Source organism: Dankookia rubra (assembly GCF_004355005.1).
Classification (GTDB): Bacteria; Pseudomonadota; Alphaproteobacteria; order Acetobacterales; family Acetobacteraceae; genus Paracraurococcus; species Paracraurococcus ruber_A.
Window position 1 is genome coordinate 1 of the sequence record NZ_SMSJ01000174.1, and the last position, 5,701, is coordinate 5,701.

Here is a 5,701-nt window from a genome sequence, read left to right on the forward strand (position 1 = left end):
CCGCTCCCGCTCCGGCCGCCGTCGAGCCGACACCCTGGCCATCTTGCGCCTCCAAGAGCCGCCAATGACGCCTCCCTCAACGCATCAGGCCAGCCAGCTTTGCCAGCCTAGCTTTTTTTACGTTCTTACAAACCTGCTTAGGTTGTGGTATAGAACGGCAGGATCATGCACGTCGTTCGCTCCCGTACACCTGGCTTGCGCGGCTTGCTGGCCCTTGCGTTCGGCGTCGTTGCCCTGCTCGCGGCTGTGGGCACTGCTCTTCTCAGCAGCCGCGAGACTGCGGCGCAGGCCGAGGCGGCCGCAGTCGAGACTCTGCGCACCTTCGCCTTGGGCATGGCCGACCGCCTCGATCGGGGCATGTTCGAGCGGTGGCGCGACATCCGCGTCCTTGCCACTGATCCTGTGTTGAGCAATCCCGACCAGCCGCCTGAGGCGCGCCGTGCCGTGCTTCGGCGCGTGCAGGAGAGCTACCCGGATTATGCCATCGTCGCGTTCCTGTCCCCGAATGGGCGAGTGGTGGTTGACAGCCGCAAGCTTGCCGAAGGCGCCGACGCCTCGGCACGCACCATCTTCATAAAGGCCAAAGAGCGGCCGGTCGTCGAGGACGTGCACGAAGCCATCATCCTCGCTCGATTATTGCCGCGACCACCCGATGGCCTGCCGCCGCGCTTCCTCGACATCGCCGCGCCTGTTCGGAGCGATGATGGCGACCTCGTTGGGGTGGTCGCCGGTCATCTCTACTGGTCTTGGGCCGAGGACATCGCTCGGCAGTTCCGCGAGGCCGCTGGGCGGACGCGCCGGACGGAGCCGATGATTGTCTCGGCGACCGGCACCGTGCTGCTCGGCCCCGAGGACTTGCAGGGCAAGCCGCTGCCCGTGGCAGCCGCCCTGCACGGGCCGGCGTACTGGCCGGATGGACGGGAGTACCTGACCGCTGGCGTCCAGACGCGCGGGTACCTCGATTACCCCGGCCTTGGCTGGTCCGTAGTGGTGCGCCAGCCCCTCGAGGTCGCCACGGCCCAGGCAGATACCGTCATCAAGCGGATTGCCTGGAATGGATTGCTTGTCGCTCTGCTCGCGGCGCCGATTGGCTGGTTCCTGGCGTGGTGGATTGCCCGTCCCCTCGTGGCGCTCGCCGCGACCTCGCAGCGCGCGCACCTGCTTGCCGAGGACGTACGATTTCCGCACGGTGACGATCCGGCGCCCTACCGCGAGGCACGCAGCCTTGCCGGAGCGTTTGAGCGGCTCGTCGCCGGCCTGCGTGCAACTCAGCAGACCCACGCCCTGCTGGTGCGCGAGGCCGATCACCGGCTGAAAAACAGCTTGCAGACGGTCGCCGCCATCCTTGGCATGCAAGCCCGGACGGTGAAGGACGCAGCAGCACGCGCGGCGCTCGGGGACGCAATCTCACGGGTGCGCACCGTCGCTGAGGTGCATCGGGCGCTTTACCGCGCCGACGACTTGCCCGGGGAACAGGTTGATCTCGGCGCCATGCTGCAGGACCTCTGCCACCAGCATGCCCTTGCGTCGTTGAGGCCCGGCGTCGAGATCGAGTGCGACCCGCAGGGCAGCCACATGATCGAGGGCCGCCGTGCACTGGCAATCGGCCTGCTCGTGGCCGAGTTGATCACCAACGCCGGCAAGCACGCCTTCCCCGGTGACCGTGCCGGATTGGTACGGGTAACGCTCGCCGCTAAGGAGAACTCGCTCGAACTCACCGTCGAGGACGACGGCGTTGGCATTGCCGAGCGCTCGGAAGGCACGCAGCCCGGTCTCGGCACTACGCTCGTGGAGCGCCTCGCCCGGCAGGCCGAAAGCGACTTCCACATTATTTCCGAACCCGGCCGGGGCACGCGCGCGGTAATCCGCCTGATGACGCAGAGGTCTGCGCCAAGCGGTACAGTCCCAGCTGGTACCTCCCGCTGATCGCAGGTGAGCCGCGGCTGAATTCGTTTTGATATTGGTGCGGTCCTACTCGCGTGCGCTCCAGCCGGCGTGCCCATGCCCCCCTGAACGGAGCGCCGGTGCTCTCAAATAAATCCTCCGGCAGGGCCGAGTGATGGGTCCAGCGTGAACACCTAGGACGCCTCCGCCAGGACTATGGCAGACCGCTGCCATTTGCGGGAAAGCGCCGGCGGGCCGCACCCTTAGGCCAGTTCTTGGTGTGTTTAGAAACTTGCAGGAAGTTAGCGGGTTTGGTTCAGCCAACCCGCGGCGGCTGGTAGCATGAGCAATAGGCATTCCAGCAGCATGAGGAAGCGGTCCGGAAGCGAGCTCACGCCAGCAAGAGGCTCGGCTTCAGATGATTCGACGACACCGGACGCGGCTATGGTGGCGCTCAAGCCCCAGGTGCTGAGCGCCGCGGTCGAAGCAGTCGGCGAAGCCATCCTGATCACCAGCCCAGACCTCGCCTCGTCAGGGCCGCGCATCGAATATGCCAACCCCGCATTTACCCGCATGACCGGTTACGCCCTGAACGAGATCGTGGGCCGGAGCCCGCGTATCCTGCAGGGCCCGAACACGGACCGTGCTATGCTCGACCACTTGCGGGCAGCGCTGGCCGCAGGGCGATCTTTCCAGGGCGAAGCTGTCAACTACCGCAAGGACGGCACTGAGTACGTCGTCGAATGGTTGATCACCCCTGTGCGGGATGCAGGTGGGCAAATCACCCATTGGGTCTCGGCTCAGCGCGACATAACCGAGCGGAGGCTGGCCGAGGCGGTCCAACAGCGCTTGCTCGACGAGGTGAACCACCGAGTAAACAATACCCTCGCAACGGTCCAGTCCATGGCGTTGCAGACACTACGCGCCGCGCCCTGCGCCGAGAATACCCGGGTCGCCTTCCTTGACCGCCTCTTCGCGCTCTCCCGGGTGCACGACCTGCTGGCGCGTGCTCACTGGACTGGCGCAGCGCTCAAGACGTTAGCCGCAGCCCAGCTGGCACCGCATCAAGGCAAAGATCCCGAGCGAGTGCGGGCCTCAGGCCCGGAGCTGCTGCTGCGATCCGGCGCGGCCGTCGCACTCGGGATTGCTCTGCACGAGTTGGCGGCGAACGCGGCCATGCACGGTGCGCTCTCCGTGCCGGGTGGCCAGGTGCGGCTCGACTGGGCGATCCGGAAAGCAGAGACGGGCGAGCGGCTGTGGCTGTGCTGGGTCGAGAGCGGCGGTCCGCCGGTTCCAAGAACGCCCGCACGGCGCGGGTTCGGGATGCGTCTTATCGAGCACGGCCTGACCCGGGAGCTGCGCGCCGAAACGCGGTTATTGTTTGAGCCCACGGGCCTGCGCTGCGACATCGATGCACCGCTCGAGGCCGTCGCGGAGGCTCACTCCGACGACCGATGACCATTCACTTGGCGGGCTAACGTCCCGATGCTCAGGGTAACGGAGCTGGCAGGGTGCAACCCGGCTCAGATTTGTTCCAGCCGTCCTGTGTAGGCCAAACTTGCCGCTCAGACCGTGGCTGCCAAAGTTCGGCGTAAGCCGAGAGCTGTTGCTGGACGTTCGCAGTGAAAGGCCGGGCTCCGACTGTCGTGCGGCATGTGAACCTCCGCCGATCCACCGCAAACCCGCGTCCGACCGCGATTGTGGCACTCCTCTCCTCACCTCTGATAATCGGGCCTTATCAGAGGTGAGTGACGGGTCATGGCAGCGCCTGGATTGCTGTGGCGGTGAGGCCAAACAGCGATTTTAGGCTGCGGTCCTCAGGCTGGCAGCTCGTAGCCAATTGCCGCCTCTACCTCACAGGTCTTTCTCACTGCAGGCCGAGCCAGCATTCGGTCATGGTGGGCCAGTAGGTTTTGAAATTCCTCGGTAGACGAGCGAGCCGAGTTGCGAAATCGCCAGAACAGACGGAACAGGTGGATGTCAGCGATAGACATGCGCCCACCCACTACCCACTCACGACCATCCAGCCGCCGCTCGACGACCCTGTAGACAGCGAGGGCGTTCTCGACCCCTTGCCGCCGTGCCGGGTGGACCGTCGCGGCGAGGAACGACATCCAAGAGACAACTTTCGCCTCTGCCTCGACATTGTTGTCCGGCAGAAGGCCAGCGTCTGGGAAGCGGCGCGCGAGATAGAACAAAATACCGGCGACCTCGGTTAGCGGGCGGTCCTCGATCAGCAGCGTCGGCACCTTGCCCTCGGGGTTGATCGCCAGATAGGTGGAGTTGCGGTTCTCACGCCGCGCAAAGGACAGCGCGCGTATCTCGAACTGCGCATCGACTTCGCGCAGCGCAATGTGCGGCGCCATTGAGCTTGATCCGGGGGCAAGATAGAGCGTCAGCATCAGGGCGCACCTCCGGCATCATCCTGACATCAAAGCCCGCGCGGTCAGGAAGCGCTGTCAGGCTCTTTGCGTGGGCGCGATGTAGTGGCTCCGGTCGCGCAGCGGAGCGCCCTGGGCGGAAGGGACGGGTATGAGCTTTCCTGAGCCGGTGGGAGCGCTCTTAGGACCTCACTCTGGCTTGGCGCCTAGGTTGTCGAAGTGCCCCTAGTGCTCAGACCCAGACGGATGGTGCATCCTCAGCGGTCCGATGCCGCAGGCATCGGACACCGCCACATCGCCGAGGTATGTACCTTCTGATTCGTTCTGAGCACTAGCACCCCACGCCGTGTACAGGCTTTCTGGTATGAGCAATGGGGTATATCGCGCGGCAGGAGTGTGTCTGCCCAGCATCATGGCGCAGGATTGTGCGGCGCAGTGATGTTTTTGGTCAGGTTTAATGCCGCTCGCTAAGACTATGAATGCATGCTCTTTCTGCGGCGGTCAGAGAGGGGACCGAGCATAGGTGCTGCTCCTAGGATTTGTCCTGTGCACGGGCTTTGGCCGCCGCATCTTCCTGCAATCAAGAGGGTGGGCCGCCCATTGGATGGGGGGCCAGGGCGGCCCTTCATGCTGCATGACTAGGGGTAAGTCATGCAGCAACCCCCAGCTGCATGGCATTGGGGGAAATGCCATGCATTTGGATAATATAGCATTTTAGCGATTCGCTGCAGCATTGTTTTGCAGAAGAGACCACGCTGGAAGCGTCGGTACTCGACATCGATCTATAAGGCGCTCACTGCCAAAGCCCTTCGAAGCCGCGAGCCCAAACAGTGAAGCGGGCCGCGAAATAGAAACCGCCCGGCGCACGGCGCACCGAGCGGCTCTGCACCTAGACGTGTCGGTCCGGCTTCCGACCGGGCGGGGGATACGCCCTTGCCATGCGGCCGGCTTCGCACCGGCAGCGCCGCGGAGAAGATGAGGCCCCCGCGGGTGCCTCGAGCTGAACGTGCCGCATACCCAACGGCAGCCGATACGCACACTCAAGCGAGGGCCAATCATCTGGGGCGGCATCAGCGGCGAGCGATAACTGTCTGCCGATCTGAAGGAGCTATAAGTCCCGCGCGTTGGCTACGATGCGGCCTACCATGCCGTACGCCACCGCCTCCTCGGCACTCATCCAGTAGTTGCGATCGGTATCGCGTTCCACCCGCTCGTTGGACTGGCCAGTCTCGCGCGAGATAATGCGGTTGATCCGCTCACGCATCTTGACGATCTCGCGCGCCTCGATGTCGATGTCAGTGGCCGGTCCCCGCACTCCACCCATCGGCTGGTGCAGCAAGAACCGGGTGTTGGGCAGGCAGTACCGCCGCTCGCGGGCGCCGGCCAGGAAGATCAGTGCTCCCGCGCTAGCCACCCAGCCTGTGCCGATCACCCGC

At 64.7% G+C, this 5,701-nt stretch carries 4 protein-coding genes; 2 read left to right on the plus strand and 2 right to left on the minus strand.

The window, feature by feature from the left end:
- Window positions 1–165 precede the first annotated feature (165 nt).
- The gene (locus tag E2C06_RS35055) at window positions 166–1,926 is read left to right on the plus strand and encodes a sensor histidine kinase (RefSeq protein WP_133293174.1); all 1,761 of its coding nucleotides are present in this window, start codon (window positions 166–168) and stop codon (window positions 1,924–1,926) included.
- 402 nt (window positions 1,927–2,328) lie between these two features.
- The gene (locus tag E2C06_RS35060; protein WP_133293175.1) at window positions 2,329–3,342 is read left to right on the plus strand and encodes an HWE histidine kinase domain-containing protein; all 1,014 of its coding nucleotides are present in this window, start codon (window positions 2,329–2,331) and stop codon (window positions 3,340–3,342) included.
- 359 nt (window positions 3,343–3,701) lie between these two features.
- On the opposite strand, the gene E2C06_RS35065 is transcribed toward E2C06_RS35060, so the two are convergent.
- Together E2C06_RS35065 and E2C06_RS35070 are read right to left on the minus strand one after the other, a co-directional pair.
- Complete coding sequence (locus tag E2C06_RS35065; RefSeq protein WP_133293176.1) at window positions 3,702–4,286, minus strand: glutathione S-transferase family protein; 585 nt, start codon at window positions 4,284–4,286, stop codon at window positions 3,702–3,704.
- A gap of 1,087 nt (window positions 4,287–5,373) precedes the next feature.
- A partial coding sequence (locus tag E2C06_RS35070) for an ATP-dependent Clp protease proteolytic subunit (RefSeq protein WP_193560538.1) occupies window positions 5,374–5,701 on the minus strand: 328 nt, incomplete at its 5' end.